The organism is Burkholderia sp. L-4, assembly GCF_056856535.1.
This window is the reverse complement of record NZ_JBXEOX010000001.1, coordinates 1,279,262-1,299,103: the sequence shown is the minus strand read 5'-3', so window position 1 is coordinate 1,299,103 and position 19,842 is coordinate 1,279,262. Positions and strand designations below refer to the sequence as shown.

Annotated in this window: 14 protein-coding genes; 10 read left to right on the top strand and 4 right to left on the bottom strand. The window is 67.6% G+C overall.

The genetic code is table 11. The features are described from left to right. The first annotated feature begins 182 nt into the window (after nucleotides 1-182). The 3 genes from AC1VVG_RS06140 to AC1VVG_RS06130 are packed head-to-tail and all read left to right on the top strand — an operon-like array spanning nucleotide 183 to nucleotide 3,682. Nucleotides 183-1,226, top strand: coding sequence for a Fe(3+) ABC transporter substrate-binding protein (locus AC1VVG_RS06140; RefSeq protein WP_175027841.1), 1,044 nt, complete (start codon nucleotides 183-185; stop codon nucleotides 1,224-1,226). Next, a complete protein-coding gene (locus AC1VVG_RS06135) occupies nucleotides 1,216-2,904 on the top strand; it encodes an ABC transporter permease (RefSeq protein ID WP_482835357.1) in 1,689 nt (562 codons plus the stop codon). Before AC1VVG_RS06140 ends, AC1VVG_RS06135 begins: the two co-directional genes overlap by 11 nt. A gap of 4 nt (nucleotides 2,905-2,908) precedes the next feature. Next, nucleotides 2,909-3,682, top strand: a complete 774-nt coding sequence (locus AC1VVG_RS06130) for an ABC transporter ATP-binding protein (RefSeq protein ID WP_482835356.1) — start codon at nucleotides 2,909-2,911, stop codon at nucleotides 3,680-3,682. Between the two features lie 59 nt (nucleotides 3,683-3,741). Here AC1VVG_RS06130 and AC1VVG_RS06125 read toward each other — a convergent pair whose 3' ends face one another. From AC1VVG_RS06125 to AC1VVG_RS06110, 4 genes are all read right to left on the bottom strand, one after another. After that, nucleotides 3,742-4,212, bottom strand: coding sequence for an Lrp/AsnC family transcriptional regulator (locus tag AC1VVG_RS06125; RefSeq protein WP_006484401.1), 471 nt, complete (start codon nucleotides 4,210-4,212; stop codon nucleotides 3,742-3,744). Between the two features lie 234 nt (nucleotides 4,213-4,446). Next, nucleotides 4,447-5,088: an NAD(P)-dependent oxidoreductase gene (locus AC1VVG_RS06120; RefSeq protein ID WP_482835355.1), complete on the bottom strand. Its 642-nt coding sequence runs from the start codon at nucleotides 5,086-5,088 to the stop codon at nucleotides 4,447-4,449. 132 nt (nucleotides 5,089-5,220) lie between these two features. Beyond that, nucleotides 5,221-5,673 carry an Rrf2 family transcriptional regulator gene (locus tag AC1VVG_RS06115; protein ID WP_034186570.1) on the bottom strand — a complete coding sequence of 151 codons (453 nt, stop codon included), beginning with the start codon at nucleotides 5,671-5,673 and terminating at the stop codon, nucleotides 5,221-5,223. A gap of 90 nt (nucleotides 5,674-5,763) precedes the next feature. Next, entirely contained in the window at nucleotides 5,764-6,192 is a 429-nt protein-coding gene (locus AC1VVG_RS06110) for a BCAL1086 family glycoprotein (protein ID WP_034186569.1), read from the bottom strand. Between the two features lie 194 nt (nucleotides 6,193-6,386). Between AC1VVG_RS06110 and AC1VVG_RS06105 the strand changes: the two genes are divergently transcribed. The 7 genes from AC1VVG_RS06105 to AC1VVG_RS06075 all read left to right on the top strand — a co-directional run bounded on the left by AC1VVG_RS06105 (nucleotide 6,387) and on the right by AC1VVG_RS06075 (nucleotide 19,786). Next, entirely contained in the window at nucleotides 6,387-6,722 is a 336-nt protein-coding gene (locus AC1VVG_RS06105) for a hypothetical protein (protein WP_226251705.1), read from the top strand. Nucleotides 6,723-6,975: 253 nt separating this feature from the next. Continuing rightward, the gene (locus AC1VVG_RS06100) at nucleotides 6,976-8,169 is read left to right on the top strand and encodes an ammonium transporter (RefSeq protein WP_482835354.1); all 1,194 of its coding nucleotides are present in this window, start codon (nucleotides 6,976-6,978) and stop codon (nucleotides 8,167-8,169) included. Between the two features lie 159 nt (nucleotides 8,170-8,328). Beyond that, a complete protein-coding gene (locus AC1VVG_RS06095) occupies nucleotides 8,329-10,290 on the top strand; it encodes a PhoX family protein (protein WP_482835353.1) in 1,962 nt (653 codons plus the stop codon). Nucleotides 10,291-10,892: 602 nt separating this feature from the next. Continuing rightward, nucleotides 10,893-11,717: an IclR family transcriptional regulator gene (locus AC1VVG_RS06090; protein ID WP_034186565.1), complete on the top strand. Its 825-nt coding sequence runs from the start codon at nucleotides 10,893-10,895 to the stop codon at nucleotides 11,715-11,717. Nucleotides 11,718-11,974: 257 nt separating this feature from the next. Next, nucleotides 11,975-13,345 carry an MdtA/MuxA family multidrug efflux RND transporter periplasmic adaptor subunit gene (locus tag AC1VVG_RS06085; protein ID WP_482835352.1) on the top strand — a complete coding sequence of 457 codons (1,371 nt, stop codon included), beginning with the start codon at nucleotides 11,975-11,977 and terminating at the stop codon, nucleotides 13,343-13,345. A gap of 15 nt (nucleotides 13,346-13,360) precedes the next feature. Then, nucleotides 13,361-16,474 (top strand): MdtB/MuxB family multidrug efflux RND transporter permease subunit, encoded by a 3,114-nt coding sequence (locus AC1VVG_RS06080; RefSeq protein ID WP_034186563.1) that lies wholly within the window; start codon nucleotides 13,361-13,363, stop codon nucleotides 16,472-16,474. 3 nt (nucleotides 16,475-16,477) lie between these two features. After that, nucleotides 16,478-19,786 (top strand): efflux RND transporter permease subunit, encoded by a 3,309-nt coding sequence (locus tag AC1VVG_RS06075; protein ID WP_482835351.1) that lies wholly within the window; start codon nucleotides 16,478-16,480, stop codon nucleotides 19,784-19,786. Nucleotides 19,787-19,842: the final 56 nt, after the last annotated feature.

Sequence of the window (19,842 nt, the reverse complement as noted above, 5' to 3'; positions counted from 1 at the left end):
TCGAAGCGCGCATTCTACGCGCTTGCGCCCGCGCTGCGACGTCCCGTTTCCGATCGCCGTTACGCCCATCCCCCGCTGCTTTCCGCACGCTTTCAGTTGGTAATCGTTCCCATTTCGATTTAGAATCCCGAATCTTTCATTTTGTAATATTTCCTTCGTCCACCCGTCCCACCGGAGTCACCATGTCGAATCCGCGCACCCGCCTGCTGCCGCTCGCCGGCGCCCTCGCCCTGGCCGCGGCCGCCTTCGCGCCGCTTGCCCAGGCGGCCGAGGAAGTGAGCCTGTACACCACCCGCGAACCCAAGCTGATCCAGCCGCTCATCGATGCCTTCACGAAGCAGAGCGGCGTCAAGGTCAACACTGTGTTCGTGAAGGACGGCCTGCTCGAGCGCGTGAAGGCGGAAGGCGCGCAGTCGCCGGCCGACGTGCTGATGACGGTCGACGTCGGCAACCTGCTCGACCTGGTCGACGGTGGCGTCACGCAGCCAGTACGCTCGAAGGCGCTCGACGACGCGATTCCCGCGAACCTGCGCGGCACGAACGGCGACTGGTACGCGCTGTCGCTGCGCGACCGTGTGCTGTACGTCGAGAAGGACCTGAAGGTCGACGCATTCCGCTACGAGGATCTCGCCGATCCGAAATGGAAGGGCAAGGTCTGCATCCGCTCGGGCCAGCATCCGTACAACACGGCGCTCGTCGCGGCGATGATCGCGCACGACGGCGAGGCCGCGACCGAGAAATGGCTGCGCGGCGTGAAGGCGAACCTCGCGCGCAAGGCGACGGGCGGCGACCGCGACGTCGCGCGCGACATCCTCGGCGGCATCTGCGACGTCGGCCTCGCGAACGCGTACTACGTCGGCCACATGAAGAACGCGGAAGCCGGCAGCGACGCGCGCAAGTGGGGCGACGCGATCAAGGTCGTACGCCCGACGTTCGCGAACGCGAAGAGCGGCGGCACGCACGTGAACATCAGCGGCGCGACGGTCGCAAAGCACGCGCCGCACAAGGCCAACGCGGTGAAGCTGCTCGAATACCTCGTGTCGCCGGAAGCGCAGGCGCTGTACGCGCAGGCGAACTACGAATACCCGGTACGCGCGAACGTGAAGCTCGATCCGGTGATCGCGGGTTTCGGCGCGCTGAAGGTCGACCCGCTGCCGCTGGCGGACATCGCGAAGCATCGCAAGCAGGCGAGCCAGCTCGTCGACAAGGTCGGCTTTGACAACTGACGCCGCATCGTCCGGCGCGTACCGCGCGCCATCCCGGCTGCGTCTGCGCCCGCGCGCGGGCAGCCTGTGGCTGCTCGCGGCGCTGGCGGTCGCCGCGGCGGTCGCGGCGCCGCTCGCGGTGCTCGTGGCCGCCGCGTTCGACGCCGATCTCGCGCACTGGCGTCATCTCGCCGAATTCGTGCTGCCGCAGGCGCTCGTCAATACGCTGCTGCTGCTCGCGGGGGTCGGCGCGATCGTGTCGATCGTCGGCACCGGCTGCGCGTGGCTCGTCACCGCGTACGATTTTCCCGGTCGCCGGATGCTGACGTGGGCGCTGCTGCTGCCGCTCGCGGTGCCTACCTACATCGTCGCATTCGCGTATCTCGACCTGCTGCATCCGATCGGCCCCGTCCAGGGCGCGATCCGCTGGCTGCTCGGCTTCGACAGCCCGCGCCAGTTCCGCCTGCCGGACCTGCGCTCGCTGCCCGGCGCGATCTTCGTGCTCGGCTTCGTGCTGTATCCGTATGTGTACCTGAGCACGCGCGCGATGTTCGTCACGCAGTCCGCGAGCCTGCTCGAGGCCGCGCGCACGCTCGGCGCGGGACGCGTCGCGACGTTCTGGCGCGTCGTCGTGCCGCTCGCGCGGCCCGCGATCGCGGTCGGCGTGAGCCTCGCGCTGCTCGAAACGCTGAACGACATCGGCGCGTCGGAATTTCTCGGCGTGCAGACGCTGACCGTGTCGGTCTACACGACGTGGATCACGCGCTCCGACCTCGCCGGTGCCGCGCAGATCGCGCTGGCGATGCTCGTGATCGTCGTCGGCATGATCGTGCTCGAACGTCATGGGCGCCGCCGCCAGCGCTACGCGCATGGCCGGCGCATGCGGCCGATCGCGCCGCGCCGCCTCACCGGCGCGGCCGCGCTCGGCGCCGCCGTGTTCGGCTGGCTGCCCGTGCTGCTCGGTTTCGGCGCACCGGCCGCGTACCTCGCGGTGGAGACCGGCAAGCGGCTGCATCTCGTCGGCGGCGTGTCCGCGCAACTGATGACGGGGCTCACGAACACGCTGACGATCGCCACCGCGGCCACCGCCGCGACGCTCGCCTGCGGGCTCGTCGTCGCGTGGGCCGCGCGCGCGCAACGCGACAGCGCCCGCGCGGGCCCTGCCCGCCTGTGCGCGCGGATCGCGAGCCTCGGCTATGCGGTACCGGGCACCGTGCTCGCGATCGGCCTGCTGATTCCGTTCGCGGCAGCCGACCGGCTGTTCGGCGCGGCGCTCGGCCGCGACGGGCTGCTGCTGATGGGTTCGGTCACCGCGCTCGTGATCGCCTATGCGGTGCGCTTTCTCGCGATCCCGGCCGGCAGCATCGAGGCCGGTCTCGCGCGCATTCCGCCGTCGCTCGAACAGGCGGCGCGCTCGCTCGGCGAGACGGCCGGCGGCACGCTGCGCCGCGTCCACCTGCCGCTGCTGCGGCCCGCGCTCACGACGAGCGCGCTGCTGGTGTTCGTCGACGCGATGAAGGAGTTGCCGGCCACGCTGCTGCTGCGTCCGCTGAACTTCGACACGCTCGCGACCTGGCTGTATGCGGAAGCCGCACGCGGCACCTACGAAGAAGGCGCGGTCGCCGCGCTCGCGATCGTGCTGGCCGGGCTCGTGCCCGTGATCCTGCTCGCCCGCACCCGCCACAAGATCGGAGCCTGAACCCGTGAACCTGCTTGAACTCGATGACCTTTGCATCGCCTACGACACGCCGCACGGCCGCCGCACGGTGGTCGACGGGCTGAGCCTCGCGCTGCCGCGCGGCGACATCGGCTGCCTGCTCGGCGCGTCGGGCTGCGGCAAGACGACCGTGCTGCGCGCGATCGCCGGCTTCGAGCCCGTTCGCATGGGACGCATCATGCTGGACGGCAGGCCCGTCGCGGCACCGTCGTTCGAGGTGCCGCCGGAGCGGCGGCGCATCGGCATGATGTTCCAGGACTATGCGCTGTTCCCGCACCTCAGCGCGGCCGACAACGTCGCCTTCGGTTTGCGGCGCATGCCGAAGATCGAACGGCGCCTGCGTGTCGCCGAAATGCTCGAACTCGTCGGCCTCGCCGATTCCGGCGGCGCCTATCCGCACGAGTTGTCGGGCGGCCAGCAGCAACGCGTCGCGCTCGCCCGCGCGCTCGCGCCGTCCCCGGAGCTGCTGCTGCTCGACGAGCCGTTCTCGAATCTCGACGTCGATACGCGCGAGCGGCTCGCGTTCGAGCTGCGCGACATCCTGAAACGCACGGGCCACACCGCGATCCTCGTCACGCACAACCAGGCCGAAGCGTTCGCGATCGCCGACCGGATCGGCGTGATGAAGGACGGCCGGCTCGCGCAATGGGACACGCCGTACGCGCTGCACCATCATCCAGCGAACGCATTCGTCGCGGATTTCGTGCGCCGCGACGCGCTCGCCGACGAACGCGCACGCGCACTGGCACGCGGCCGCTGACGCCGTACCGCGGCCCCGTCGCGCGACACCGTCAGCCTCCGTGCCGCGTCCTCGACGCGCTACGCCGGCTCCGCGAGATCGCGCACGGGCAGCGCGGTCGAATACTTGATCTGCTCCATCGCGAACGACGAGCTGACGTCGAACAGCGGCACCGTGCGAATCAGTTGCTTGTAGACCCGATCGTAGTCGTCGATGCCGGCCACCACGACGCGCAGCAGGTAATCGGTCTCGCCGCTCATCCGGTAGACCTCGACCACTTCCGGCATGTCGCGCACGGCCTGCGTGAAACGCTGCGCCCATTCCTCGGTGTGCTGGTTCGTGCGGATCGCGACGAACACGGTCGTGCCGACGCCGAGCTTGCGCGGATCGCACAGCGCAACCTGCGCACGAATCGCGCCGGTCTCCTTGAGCCGCTGCACGCGCTTCCAGCATGGCGTCTGCGACAGGTTCACGCGCTGCGCCAGTTCCGCGATCGGCAATGTGGCATCGGCCTGCAGCAGTTCCAGCAGCTTGCGATCGATGGCGTCCATTTCTCCAGTCCCTCGTAGATAGAAATTTATTCTATTCATCCTGCACAACGGGGAACAGTATGAAAACGGCTTCGCCGCGTCGACCGGTATAAATACCGATCCGCCACGTGCTCGCCACGCCAAACGAAACAGGCGACGCCGCCCGTGAGGATGGCATCGCCTGACCTTGTTACGCGCCGCGGCTTGTACGCCACGCCCCGGCCGGCGCTCACACGCCACCGGTCGTCACGCCGCTCAATACGCGACCGTCGCGATCTCGCGCACGAAGCTGTCCTGCTCGAGCGCGTCGACGAACGCGACCGCGTAGTCTTCCGCCGAGATCTTGCTATTGCCCTGCGCGTCCACGATCAGCTTGCCGACGCCCGTGCGGAACGTGCCCGTGCGCTCGCCCGGCGCGATCAGCGCGGCCGGCGCCAGGAAGGTCCAGTCGAGATCGGTGACCGTCTTCAGGTAGTCGAACGCGTCGCGATGGGCCAGCGCGACCGCCTTGTACGCGTCAGGGAAACCTTCGCTGTCGACCAGCTGCTTGCCCGGCGCGACTTCGAGCGAACCGGCGCCGCCGACCACGACGAGCCGCTTCAGGCCGGCCTGGCGCGTGCCGGCGACCAGCGCCTGCGCGGCCCCGACGACCTTCGCCGCATCGTCCTGCTTCGGACCGTACGCGCTCGCGACCACGTCATGCCCCGGCAGCGCGGCCGCGATGCTGGCCGCGTCGAACAGGTCGGCCGCCTGCGCGGTGATGCCGTCGCCGGCCGCGCCCGGATGGCGCGACAGCGCGGTCACGCGGTGGCCGCGTCGTACGGCTTCCGCCGCGATGCGCGAGCCGATCATGCCGGTGGCGCCGAACAGCGCGATTTTCAACGAACGTTGCGTCATGACGATTCTCCAGTCAGAAAATATGTAACACAGTTAATTACAGATAAGATCGAAAAAAACGGGGCGAAGCCCCCGTTGCACCGGACACCCGCACCTGCGCGCCATCCGGCTTCCTGCCCTGCCTGCCGCCGGCTACCTGCCGGCTGCCGCCTGTTGCGTGCGCCGCTCGAGATCCAGCATGTCGGCCGTGACGTCGACGAGCGTGCGCGTGGCGAGCGATGCCTCCATCGCGCGCTGCGCATCGCCGATATAGCCGGTCAGCGCGACCTGGATGTGCCGCCCGACGAGGCACGCGGGATTCGGTGCCTCGCGATGCAGCGCGAACAGTTGCGCGTCGTCGACCGCGCGATACACGTCGAGCAGCGTGATCTCGCCGGGCTCGCGCGCCAGCAACGCGCCGCCGCCCGCGCCGAGCTGCGACGTGGTCAGCCCCGCGGCTGCCAGCATCGACAGCAACCGGCGAATCAGCGCCGGATTCGTATTCACGCTGCCCGCGATGATGTCCGACGACAGCGGCACGCCTTCCTGCATCGACAGCAAGGCGAGCACGTGGACGGCAAACGCGAACCGGCTGCTGGTATTCATTCCTCACTCACTCGGCGACACCGGCCCGAACCGCGACCGGCGACATATGTAATCATGATAATTACATTTCGTGGATCGTGCAAGCCCGCGTCATTCCCCGCTCGCGGGCTTGGCGCCCGACGCGTTCTGCTGGCTCCACTGCTGCAGCTTCTTGCCGGCTTCCGCGATCTTCGCACCGGCTTCGGAGGCCGCATGCGCGACGACCGCGGAAGCGGCCGCGTCGATCTGCGCCTGCGCGGCCGACGCGAGACCGCTCGCGGACAGCGGCGGCACGGCCGACGCCGCCGAAGCGATGCCGGCCTTCGCGGCGTTGATCTGCTGGTTGACGGTGCTCGCGACCTGGTCGAGCGCCTTGGCCGCGTTGTTCGCGGCATCGGCGGCCGCGCTGGCGGCCGTATCGGCTTGCGTGGCCGGCGCGCCGGACTTCTCGCAGCCCGCGAGCAACAGCAGCGCACCGGCGGCCACCGCCGCCAGTACGGACCCGGGCACGCGACGCGCCCGCGATGTCTTCATGTTCATCAGCAAATCTCCGGCCGTGCGTCGCACGGCCTTGTGGTTGGACCGGTGTCGATGATACCGCCTGTGGAACAGGCCAAATGACGACCAGCCATTAAAAATGCCTTTCAATTTCGGATTCGTCTGATTCAATCGCAGGCGCTACGCCACTAAAGTGGGCACGCCTCAATCCGCTTCGTACGTGTCCCTTTTTTCTTATGGCTTTTCTCGTCGACTGGTTCATCGTTCTGGCCACGCTGCTCGCCGCCACCCTGTTCCTGTGCCTGCGCGCGCCGTCGGCGCCCCGCCTGGCCGAATCCGGGCGCCCGCGCCGCGTCGCATCCGCGCGCCTGCTCACGCAGGCCGTGATCGGTTTCTGGACGGCCGCGCTGATCATCGCGGAAGGCATCCTCGGCGCCGACGGCGACGGCCAGTCGCTCGCCGGCTTCGCGGCCCTCGCGTTCGCCGCGCTCGGGCTGTCGACCGTCGCCGCCTACTGGTCGGCACGCGCGTGGCGGCTGCGCCGGCCGCCCACACTGTTCGCCCGTCACTGACGCGCCAGATCGGTGCGTCACGGCGCACCGCATCGCATCGCCTCGCTCGCCGCACGCACCAGTTCAGCACGTGCCGCACCACACACGTGCACCTCGTTCGGTCACCAATCGTCGTCGGCCGCTCCGTCACCCGTGCACGATTCACCGGAATGCCGCACCACGCGGTATCGAGGCACCAATTCCACGCAGCCGTTCACCAAGTTGGCTCGATATTTGCGTTCCTTGCCCGTTTTTTGCGCAAGGAAGCCACGGCATGGATGGTCTGAAATCCGGCGTCGATACACTGTTCCTGTTGATCGGCGCCGTCATGGTGCTCGCGATGCACGCGGGCTTCGCATTTCTCGAACTCGGCACGGTCCGCAAGAAGAACCAGGTCAACGCGCTCGTGAAGATCCTGGTCGACTTCTCGGTGTCGACGCTCGCGTATTTCTTCATCGGCTACACGATCGCATACGGTGTCGAGTTCTTCGACGACATCGGCACGCTGTCGCAGCACAGCGGCTACGCGCTCGTGCGCTTCTTCTTCCTGCTGACCTTCGCGGCGGCCATTCCCGCGATCGTGTCCGGCGGCATCGCCGAGCGCGCGAAGTTCAATCCGCAGCTCGTCGCGACGCTGATCATCGTCGGCTTCATCTATCCGTTCTTCGAAGGGATGGCGTGGAACGAGCGCTTCGGCGTGCAGGCGTGGCTCACGCACGCGTTCGGTGCGCCGTTCCACGATTTCGCCGGCTCGGTCGTCGTGCATGCGTTCGGCGGCTGGGTCGCGCTGCCGGCCGTGCTGCTGCTCGGCGCGCGTCACGGCCGCTACGCGAAGGATGGCCGGATCGCCGCGCACCCGCCGTCGAACATCCCGTTCCTCGCGCTCGGCGCATGGGTGCTCGCGGTCGGCTGGTTCGGCTTCAACGTGATGAGCGCGCAGACGCTCGACAAGATCAGCGGCCTCGTCGCCGTGAACTCGCTGATGGCGATGGTCGGCGGCACGCTCGCCGCGTGGATGGCCGGCCGCAACGACCCGGGCTTCACGTACAACGGGCCGCTCGCGGGCCTCGTTGCCGTATGCGCGGGCTCCGACGTGATGCATCCGATCGGCGCGCTCGTCACGGGCGCGGCCGCCGGTGCGCTGTTCGTCGCGATGTTCACTTGCGTGCAGAACAAGTGGCGCATCGACGACGTGCTCGGCGTGTGGCCGCTGCACGGCATGTGCGGCGCGCTCGGCGGCCTCGCGGCTGGCGTGTTCGGCCTGCCTGCGCTTGGCGGCCTCGGCGGCGTGTCGTTCCTGTCGCAGCTCGTCGGCACGCTCGGCGGCATCGTGATCGCAAGCGCGGGCGGCACGCTCGTCTATGGCGCGCTGAAAGCGACCGTCGGGCTGCGCCTCGATCGCGAAGCCGAGTTCGACGGCGCCGACCTGTCGATCCATCGCATCACGGCAACGCCCGAGCTCGATTGATCCATCGAAGGACGCCAGGCACACCATTACGGTTTCAATTCAAAAAACTTTCATCTAGCGTCCTTACACTTCCGTCCAGTTTTCAATCAGCCTTCGCGAAGCTTGCCGACCGCCTGCTTCGCGAAGGCCATTCTTCCAACAACCGAAACTGGACTCCACATGCCCGCGTTGCCCAATGCTTCCCGTCGTCAGGCCCTGAAGATCCTCGCCGGCGCGCCGATGCTTCCCCTTTCCGGCCTCGCGCTGCCGGCCCTGCTGACGGGTTGCGGCGGCGACGATCCCGCGTCGACGCCGGCCCCGGTCGCCGCTGCCTATACGTCGGCGACGTTCTCGGCGATGGCCGCCCCCACGCTCGACAATGCGGCCGCGATGGCCACGACGACGGTCGGCTCGACGCTGTCGGTGTCGTTCTCGGACGGTTCGTCGCGCAACTTCAAGCTCGCGTACCGGCCGTTCTTCGTGACGGGCGACATGGTGCCGGACGGCAAGGGCGGCACGACGCTCGCGGGCGGCTACTACGACATCAACAACCAGCCGATCATCGATCGCTCGGTCGCCGGCAAGGAGCGCCAGTTCTATTCCGACTGCCCGGACGGCAGCTCGCTGCTGACGCTGAAGAACGCGAACGTGCCCGGCGTGAAGGGCAACACGGTGTTCGCGGTCGTGCAGTTCGAATACACGACGCGCGACCAGGCGAGCGCATCGCAGTACGGCCAGTTGCCGTCCCCGATCGCGGTGCTCTCGCTCGACCAGGATCCGGCCACCGGCGCGCTGAAGGTCGTGAAGTACCACAACGTCGACACGTCGAAGGCGCACGGGCTGTGGATCACCTGCGGCGCGAGCCTGTCGCCGTGGGGCACGCACCTGTCGAGCGAGGAATACGAGCCGGACGCGACGAAGGCTGCCACCGACGCGCAGTTCAAGGCGTTCAGCAAGAACACGTTCGGCGACGAGACGAAGGCGAACCCCTACCACTACGGCCACCTGCCCGAGATCACCGTGAACCCGGACGGCACGGGCAGCGTGAAGAAGCACTACTGCCTCGGCCGCATCTCGCACGAGCTGATCCAGGTGATGCCGGACCAGCGCACCGTGATGATGGGTGACGACGCCACCAACGGCGGCCTGTTCATGTTCGTCGCCGACAAGGCGGCCGACCTGTCGGCCGGCACGCTGTACGTCGCGAAATGGACGCAGACGTCGTCGGCCGGCGTCGGCACCGCGACGCTCACGTGGATCAGGATCGGCCACGCGACCAGCAGCGAGATCGAAACGCTCGCGAACACGCTGAAGGCGTCGGACATCATGGACTTGGTGACCGCCGACCCGAACGACGCGAGCTACACGAAGATCCACTTCGGCGGCAAGTTCAACTGGATGCGCGTGAAGCCGGGGATGGAAAAGGCGGCCGCGTTCCTCGAGACGCACCGCTACGCGGCGCTGCTCGGCGGCAGCATGGGCTTCACCAAGCTCGAAGGCACGACCGTGAACGCGAAGGACAAGATCGTCTATACGGCGATGTCGCGGATCGAAACGTCGATGGTCAAGGGCAATGCGGTGTCGCGCGACGTCGCGGTCGACAAGAAGATCGCCGCGGGCGCCGTCTACGCGCTGAACCTGAAGGCCGGCCAGCGCGACACGACGGGCGGCGCGATCGACAGCGAATGGGTGCCGGTCGACATGGGCGCGCCGGCCGCGCTCGTCGGCGAGGATCTCGCCGCGGCCGACGGGCTCGGCAATCTCGCGAACCCGGACAAGATCGCGAACCCGGACAACCTGAAGTTCTCCGAAAAGCTGCGCACGCTGTTCATCGGCGAAGACTCGGGCATGCACGTGAACAACTTTCTGTGGGCGTACAACGTCGACACGAAGTCGCTCTCGCGCGTGCTGTCGTGCCCGGCGGGCGCGGAGTCGACGGGTCTGCACGCGGTCGACGAGATCAACGGCTGGACCTACATCATGAGCAACTTCCAGCACGCGGGCGACTGGGAATCGCCGCTGCACGACAAGGTCAAGCCGACGCTCGATCCGCTCGTGCGCGCGAACTTCAAGGACCGCTTCGGCGCCAGCGTCGGCTACCTGACGGCCGAGCAGACCGGCATCAAGCTCGCGAAGGCCTGACCGGGTCACACGAGGGGGCTCGCTGGCCAGGCGTCCCTAACCGGGACTCCCCTTCTTTCATCACCGTTCATTCGTCGGCGCTCCACGCCGTTTTGTGCGCGATGCCCAGTGCGGGCATCGCGCTTTTTTTTGCGCGTGCGAATCGTGTGCATGGCGTGCGCCAGCGCACGCCGAACGGGCTCGGACGGGCGTTTCCAGCGATCGGGGGATAATACGGGCCTGACGTGCCCGGGCGGACAGTCAAAATGACGGGCAAAAAAAAGCGCCACGGAGACCGTGGCGCTAAAAAAGTTCTAGCCATTCCGAGGGCCGTGCTAGAACCTGAGAGACTGCGCGAAACATCGTTGCCGGTTAAACTCTTGAAACGATGTTTCGAAAACGTGAGACATTCTTTCCGTTTCCGCCCGACAAGTCAAGCGGTATTTGCACCGGTTCATGCACTTTCTGGCAACGCTCATTTGAGCGTTTTCCTAATAAACCAAGGGTGAACCCGTAAAATTTCATCCAATGACCGGTTCGCCCGCGGAACATGCATCCTTTGACAATAGTCCTACAATACCAACAAAATTGAAATCGAGTTTCGGAATTAGAGAGAATCCCTCGTGTCGACAACTGTAACCTCTCCCGCGTCGCGGGACCGTGAATCGTCGCCCGACGAGATCACCGCCCTCGCCCGCGGCCTCGCCGTGCTGCGCCGCATCGCGGCTGCCGACGCCCCCGTCAGCAACCGCGAACTGACCGAATTGACCGGCATCCCGAAGCCGACCGTCTCGCGCATCACCGCGACGCTCGTCAGCGCCGGCTTCCTGTTCCAGTTGCCCGACAGCGAGCGCTTCGTGCTCACCGCGTCGGTGCTCGAGCTGAGCCACGGCTTCCTGCGCAACTTCGACATCCGCGCGCGCTCGCGGCCGTTCATGATCGAGCTGGCCGAACGCACGTCGCTGTCCGTGCACCTCGCGGTGCGCGACCGGCTCGACATGGTCGCGATCGACGTGATCCGGCCGCGCTCGGCCGTGCTCGTCACGCGCCTCGAAATCGGCTCGCGGATGGACATCGCGCGCACGGCGGTCGGCCGCGCGTATCTCGCCGCGCTCGAGGACGACGAGCGCCGCCTGCTGCTCGAGTCGCTGCGCACCACGGCGGGCGACGACTGGCCACACGTGTCGGCGCGCCTGACCCCCGCGCTCGACGACGCGATGCGCGACGGCCACGCGATCGCGATCGGCGAATGGCGCGAAGGCCTGAATGCCGTCGCGGCCGGTTTCGTCGGCCCGTCGGGCCAGCGCTATTCGGTGAATTGCGGCGGCGCGTCGCACCAGTGTCCGCCCGAATGGCTGCAGGAACATGTCGTGCCCGCGCTGCAGGAGTGCATCGCGAAAATCACCCGCGAGATCGGCGGCGCGCCGGCCCGGCGCGTCGGCGTGTAATCGTTCCGTCACCGTTCCGTCGCGTTCTGTAACGACCGTAACCCGTTGAAAGATAGACGACTGGACTGTAACGGGGACGGGACGTAGGATCATGCCCATCGTCGCGCCGCACTCTCGGCGCGCACCGCTCTTTTCCCCGCGCGGGTCGACGGGGGCCCCGGACCGAGCCGGGCCGCCCCGTCCCGTCACCCGCTCGCCCACGCGCAGCCCAGCAGTCCGATTTCCGGCACGCCGCGCCGTCTTCCTGACAGATCACGATGGATAACGAACAAAAGCCCACGCCCTCTTCGAAAGACCCTGCGTCCCCCGCCGCGCGACGCCCGCGCCGCACGCTGATGATCGGAACGCTCGCGGTCGTCGTCATCGGCGGCCTGCTGTGGTGGCATCCGTGGAACCGCACGCCGGCGGCCGGCAGCGCGGCACAAACCGCGGGCGCAAGCGCCGGCGGCGGCGCAGGCGGCCATCGCGGCCGCGGCGGCCCCGCTGCGATGGCGAACGTTCCGCAGCCCGTGCAGGTCGCGACCGCGACGCAAGGCGAGATGCCGATCGTGCTGTCCGCGCTCGGCACCGTCACGCCGCTCGCGAACGTGACGGTCAAGACGCAACTGTCGGGCTACCTGCAGTCGGTGTCGTTCCAGGAAGGCCAGATCGTCAAGAAGGGCGACGTGCTCGCGCAGGTCGACCCGCGCCCGTACCAGGTGGCGCTCGAGAACGCCGAAGGCACGTTCGCACGCGACTCGGCGCTGCTCGCGACGGCGCGCCTCGACCTGAAGCGCTACCAGACGCTGCTGTCGCAGGATTCGATCGCGTCGCAAACCGTCGATACGCAGGCGTCGCTCGTCAAGCAGTACGAAGGCGCGGTGAAGACCGACCAGGCCGCGATCGATTCCGCGAAGCTGAACCTCACGTATGCGCGCATCACGGCGCCGGTATCGGGCCGCGTCGGCCTGCGCCAGGTCGACCCGGGCAACTACGTGACGCCGGGCGACACCAACGGCATCGTCGTGATCACGCAGCTGCAGCCGATGAGCGTGATCTTCACGACGTCGGAAGACAACCTGCCGCAGATCCTCAAGCAGGTGAACGCGGGCCAGAAACTGTCGGTCACCGCCTACAACCGCAACAACACGGTGCCGCTCGAGACGGGGTCGCTCGCCACGCTCGACAACCAGATCGACACGAGCACCGGCACGGTCAAGCTGCGCGCGAACTTCGATAACAAGGAAGGCATGCTGTTCCCGAATCAGTTCGTGAACACGCGGCTGCTCGTCGACGTGCTGCGCAACGCGACGATCGTGCCGACGTCCGCGGTGCTGACGGGTTCGATCGGCCAGTTCGTCTACGTCGTGAAACCCGACAACACGGTAACCGTGCGCAAGGTCACGATCGGCCCGGTCGACGGCGAACGCACGAGCATCGTCAGCGGCGTCGCGCTCGGCGAGCGCGTGGTGACCGACGGCTCCGACCGCCTGCGCGAAGGCTCGAAGATCTCGATTCCGGCCGACAAGCCGAAAGGCGCGTCGGGCACGCGCGGCGCCGGCGCGGCGTCGGGTGCCTCGGCTGCGTCGGGCGCCGCCGGCCATCACGGCGGACACAAGCACGGTGCGTCGCAGGCAGCGGCCCAATAACGCGCGGGCCGCTCGATGAATCCTTCCCGCCTCTTCATTCTCCGGCCGGTAGGCACCGCCCTCCTGATGGCGGCGATCATGCTGGCCGGTCTCGTCGCGCTGCGGTTCCTGCCGCTCGCCGCGCTGCCCGAAGTCGACTACCCGACGATCCAGGTCCAGACCTTCTACCCCGGCGCGAGCCCGGAAGTGATGACCTCGTCGGTCACCGCGCCGCTCGAGCGCCAGTTCGGGCAGATGCCATCGCTGAACCAGATGTCGTCGCAAAGCTCGGCCGGTGCGTCGGTGATCACGCTGCAGTTCTCGCTCGACCTGCCGCTCGACATCGCCGAACAGGAAGTGCAGGCCGCGATCAACGCGGCCGGCAACCTGCTGCCGTCCGACCTCCCAGCCCCGCCGATCTACGCGAAGGTCAACCCGGCCGATGCGCCGGTGATCACGCTCGCCGTCAAGTCGAAGACGCTGCCGCTCACGCAGGTGCAGGACCTGGCCGACACGCGCCTCGCGATGAAGATCTCGCAGATCGCGGGCGTCGGCCTCGTCAGCCTGTCGGGCGGCAACCGCCCGGCCGTGCGGATCCAGGCGAACCCGACCGCGCTCGCGCAGTACGGGATGAACCTCGACGACCTGCGCACGACGATCTCGAACCTGAACGTCAACACGCCGAAGGGCAACTTCGACGGCCCGACGCGCGCCTACACGATCAACGCGAACGACCAGCTGACGAGCGCCGACCAGTACAACAGCGCGGTCGTCGCGTACAAGAACGGCCGCCCGGTGATGCTGACCGACGTCGCGACGGTCGTCGCCGGCTCGGAGAACACCAAGCTCGGCGCGTGGGTGAATTCGGATCCCGCGATCATCCTGAACGTGCAGCGCCAGCCGGGCGCGAACGTGATCCAGACGGTCGACGCGATCAAGGCGCAATTGCCGAAGCTGCAGGAGACGCTGCCGGCCGCGCTCGACGTGGAGATCGTCACCGATCGCACGACGATGATCCGCGCGGCCGTGCGCGACGTGCAGTTCGAGCTGCTGCTCGCGGTCGCGCTCGTCGTGCTGGTGATGTACCTGTTCCTCGCGAACATCTACGCGACGATCATCCCGAGCCTGTCCGTGCCGTTGTCGCTGATCGGCACGCTCGCGGTGATGTACATGGCCGGCTTCTCGCTGAACAACCTGTCGCTGATGGCGCTCACCATCGCGACCGGCTTCGTCGTCGACGACGCGATCGTGATGATCGAGAACATCGCGCGCTACGTCGAGGAAGGCGAGTCGGGGCTCGAGGCCGCGCTGAAGGGCTCGAGGCAGATCGGCTTCACGATCATCTCGCTGACGGTGTCGCTGATCGCGGTGCTGATCCCGCTGCTGTTCATGGGCGACGTGGTCGGGCGCCTGTTCCACGAGTTCGCGATCACGCTCGCGGTGACGATCGTGATCTCGGCGATCGTGTCGCTCACGCTCGTGCCGATGATGTGCGCGAAGCTGCTGCGTCATTCGCCGCCGCCGGAAAGCCACCGCTTCGAGGCACGCGTGCACCGCACGATCGACTGGGTGATCGCGCGCTACGCGGTCGCGCTCGAATGGGTGCTGAACCGCCAGCGCTCGACGCTGGTCGTCGCGCTGCTGACGCTCGGGCTGACCGCCCTGCTCTACATCTACGTGCCGAAGGGCTTCTTCCCCGCGCAGGACACCGGCGTGATCCAGGCGATCACGCAGGCGCCGCAGTCGATCTCGTACGGCGCGATGGCCGAACGCCAGCAGGCGCTCGCGGCCGAGATCCTGAAGGACCCGAACGTCGACAGCCTCACGTCGTTCATCGGCGTCGACGGCAGCAACATCACGCTGAACAGCGGCCGGATGCTGATCAACCTGAAGGCGCGCGACGACCGCTCCAAAACGGCCGCGCAGATCATCCGCGACCTGCAGCACCGCGTGGCGAACATCACCGGCATCTCGCTGTTCATGCAGTCGGTGCAGGACCTGACGATCGATTCGACCGTCAGCCCGACGCAGTACCAGTTCATGCTGACGAGCCCGAACGCGGAAGAATTCGCGACCTGGGTGCCGAAGCTCGTCGCGCGGCTGCAGCAGGAGCCGTCGCTCGCCGATGTCGCGACCGACCTGCAGAGCAACGGCCAGTCGGTCTACATCGAGATCGACCGCCCGAGCGCCGCGCGTTTCGGCATCACGCCGGCGACCGTCGACAACGCGCTGTACGACGCGTTCGGCCAGCGCATCGTGTCGACCATCTTCACGCAGTCGAACCAGTACCGCGTGATTCTCGAGTCGGAGCCGAAGGAGCAGCACTACGCGCAATCGCTGAACGACATCTACCTGCCGTCGGCCGGCGGCGGCCAGGTGCCGCTGTCGTCGATCGCGTCGTTCCACGAGCGGCCGTCGCCGCTGCTGGTCGCGCACCTGTCGCAGTTCCCGTCGACGACGATCTCGTTCAACCTCGCGCCGGGCGCGTCGCTCGGCGAAGCCGTCAAGGCGATCGAGGCCGCCGAGAAGGACATCAGCCTGCCCGCGTCGTTCCAGACGCGCTTCCAGGGCGCGGCGCTCGCGTTCCAGGCCTCGCTGTCGAACCAGCTGTTCCTGATCCTCGCGGCGGTCGTCACGATGTACATCGTGCTCGGCGTGCTGTACGAAAGCTACATCCACCCGATCACGATCCTGTCGACGCTGCCGTCGGCCGGCGTCGGCGCGCTGCTCGCGCTGATGATCACCGGGCACGACCTGGACATCATCGGCATCATCGGCATCGTGCTGCTGATCGGTATCGTGAAGAAGAACGCGATCATGATGATCGACTTCGCGCTCGAGGCCGAACGTGTCGAAGGCAAGCCGCCGCGCGAGGCGATCTACCAGGCGTGCCTGCTGCGCTTCCGGCCGATCCTGATGACGACGCTCGCCGCGCTGCTCGGCGCGGTGCCGCTGATCGTCGGCTCCGGCGCCGGCTCCGAGCTGCGCCAGCCGCTCGGGATCGCGATCGCCGGCGGCCTGATCGTGTCGCAGGTGCTGACGCTGTTTACGACGCCCGTGATCTACCTCGGCTTCGACTCGCTCGCGCGCCGCGTGCGCGGCTGGTTCGAACGCCACGGCCCCGACGCCGGCAAGCGCACGGATGCGTAAGCCATGAACCTGTCGCGCCCCTTCATCACCCGCCCCGTCGCGACGACGCTGCTCGCGCTCGGCGTCGCGCTCGCGGGCCTGTTCGCGTTCATCAAGCTGCCGGTGTCGCCGCTGCCGCAGGTCGACTTCCCGACGATCTCGGTACAGGCGTCGCTGCCGGGCGCGAGCCCGGAAACGGTCGCGACCAGCGTGACGAGCCCGCTCGAGCGGCACGTCGGCTCGATCGCCGACGTCTCCGAAATGACGTCGACGAGCACGGTCGGCAACGCGCGGATCATCCTGCAGTTCGGCCTGAACCGCGACATCGACGGCGCCGCGCGCGACGTCCAGGCCGCGATCAACGCGGCGCGCGCCGACCTGCCCGCCGCGCTGAAGAGCAACCCGACCTACCGCAAGGTCAACCCGGCCGATTCGCCGATCATGATCGTGTCGCTGACGTCGGAAACGTCGTCGCCCGCGAAGCTGTACGACGCCGCATCGACGGTGCTGCAGCAGTCGCTGTCGCAGATCGACGGGATCGGCCAGGTCTCGGTGAGCGGCTCCGCGAACCCGGCCGTGCGCGTCGAGCTCGAACCGCAGGCGCTGTTCCACTACGGGATCGGCCTCGAGGACGTGCGTGCGGCGCTGGCGTCCGCGAACGCCAACGCGCCGAAGGGCGCGATCGAGTTCGGCCCGCAGCACTACCAGCTCTATACGAACGACCAGGCCTCCCAGGCGTCGCAATACCGCGACCTCGTCGTCGCCTACCGCAACGGCTCGGCCGTCAGGCTGTCCGACTTGTCGGACGTCGTCGATTCGGTCGAGGACCTGCGCAACCTCGGCCTGTCGAACGGCAAGCGCGCGGTGCTCGTGATCCTCTACCGCTCGCCCGGCGCGAACATCATCGATACGATCGACCGCGTGCGCGCGGCGCTGCCGCAACTCACCGCGTCGCTGCCAGCCGACATCACGGTCACGCCGGTGCTCGACCGCTCGACCACCATCCGCGCGTCGCTGAAGGACACCGAGCACACGCTGCTGATCGCGGTCAGCCTCGTCGTGATGGTTGTGTTCCTGTTCCTGCGCAACTGGCGCGCGACGCTGATCCCGAGCGTCGCGGTGCCGATCTCGATCGTCGGCACGTTCGGCGCGATGTACCTGCTCGGCTTCTCGATCGACAACCTGTCGCTGATGGCGCTGATCGTCGCGACCGGCTTCGTCGTCGACGATGCGATCGTCGTGCTCGAGAACATCTCGCGGCACATCGAGAACGGCAAGTCGCGGATGCAGGCCGCGTTCGACGGTGCGCGCGAGGTCGGCTTCACCGTGCTGTCGATGAGCATCTCGCTCGTCGCGGTGTTCCTGCCGATCCTGCTGATGGGCGGCATCGTCGGGCGGCTGTTCCGCGAATTCGCGCTGACGCTGTCGCTCGCGATCGCCGTGTCGCTCGCGGTGTCGCTCACCGTCACGCCGATGATGTGCGCGCGCCTGCTGCCCGAGTCGCACGACCCGCAAAACGAAGGCCGCTTCGGGCGCTTCCTCGAGCGCGGCTTCTCGCGCATGCAGCGCGGCTACGAGCGCTCGCTGTCGTGGGCGCTGCGCCGGCCGCTGCTGATCCTGCTGACGCTGTTCGCGACGATCGGGCTGAACGTGTACCTGTACATCGTCGTGCCAAAGGGCTTCTTCCCGCAGCAGGACACCGGCCTGATGATCGGCGGCATCCAGGCCGACCAGTCGACCTCGTTCCAGGCGATGAAGCTGAAGTTCTCCGAGATGATGCGGATCGTGCAGGGCAACCCGAACGTGAAGAGCGTCGCGGGGTTCACCGGCGGCACGCAGACCAACTCGGGCTTCATGTTCGTCACGCTGAAGGATCGCTCCGAGCGCAAGCTGTCGGCCGACCAGGTGATCCAGCAGCTGCGCCCGCCGCTGGCGGACGTCGCGGGTGCGCGCACGTTCCTGCAGGCCGCGCAGGATATCCGCGTCGGCGGCCGGCAGAGCAACGCGCAGTACCAGTTCACGCTGCTCGGCGATTCGAGCGCCGACCTGTACAAGTGGGGGCCGATCCTGACCGAGGCGCTGCAGAAGCGCCCCGAGCTGACCGACGTGAACTCCGACCAGCAGCAAGGCGGTCTCGAGGCGATGGTGACGATCGACCGCGCGACGGCCGCGCGCTTCGGCATCAAGCCCGCGCAGATCGACAACACGCTGTACGACGCGTTCGGCCAGCGCCAGGTCTCGACGATCTACAACCCGCTGAACCAGTACCACGTCGTGATGGAAGTCGCGCCGAAATACTGGCAAAGCCCGGAGATGCTGAACCAGGTGTGGATCAGCACGTCGGGCGGCAGCGCGAACGGCTCGCAGACCACCAACGCGGCCGCCGGCACCTATGTCGCGACGTCGGCCGGCACGTCGAGCGCCGGGACGGCCACGCAGAGCGCCGCGGCGATCGCGTCCGATTCCGCGCGCAACCAGGCGCTCAACTCGATCGCCGCGAGCGGCAAGTCGAGCGCGTCGTCGGGTGCGTCGGTGTCGACGTCGAAGTCGACGATGATCCCGCTGTCGGCGATCGCGACGTTCGGGCCGAGCACGACGCCGCTGTCGGTCAACCACCAGGGGTTGTTCGTCGCGACGACGATCTCGTTCAACCTGCCGCCGGGCGTGTCGCTGTCGCAGGCGACCCAGGTGATCTACCAGACCATGGCGCAGGTCGGCGTCCCGCCGACGATCGTCGGCAGTTTCCAGGGCACCGCGCAGGCGTTCCAGCAGTCGATGAACGACCAGCCGATCCTGATCCTCGCCGCGCTGCTGGCCGTCTACATCGTGCTCGGGATCCTGTACGAGAGCTACATCCACCCGATCACGATCCTGTCGACGCTGCCGTCGGCCGGCGTCGGCGCGCTGCTCGCGCTGCTGCTGTTCAAGACCGAGTTCAGCATCATCGCGCTGATCGGCGTGATCCTGCTGATCGGCATCGTGAAGAAGAACGCGATCATGATGGTCGACTTCGCGATCGACCAGACGCGCAACAACAAGAAGTCGTCGTTCGACGCGATCCACGAGGCGTGCCTGCTGCGCTTCCGCCCGATCATGATGACGACGATGGCCGCGCTCCTCGGCGCACTGCCGCTCGCGTTCGGCAGCGGCGACGGCGCCGAGCTGCGCGCGCCGCTCGGGATCGCGATCGCCGGCGGCCTGATCGTGTCGCAGGTGCTGACGCTCTATACGACGCCGGTCGTCTACCTGTACATGGACCGGTTCCGCGTGTGGGGAGAGAAACGCCGCAATCGCCGCGGCAATTCGGGCGGGCCGGCGGTGGCCGGCGAATGACGGGAAGCGGCGGCCCGACTGAGCCGACCCCAAGGGTTGGAGTGGTGTCCAACTCC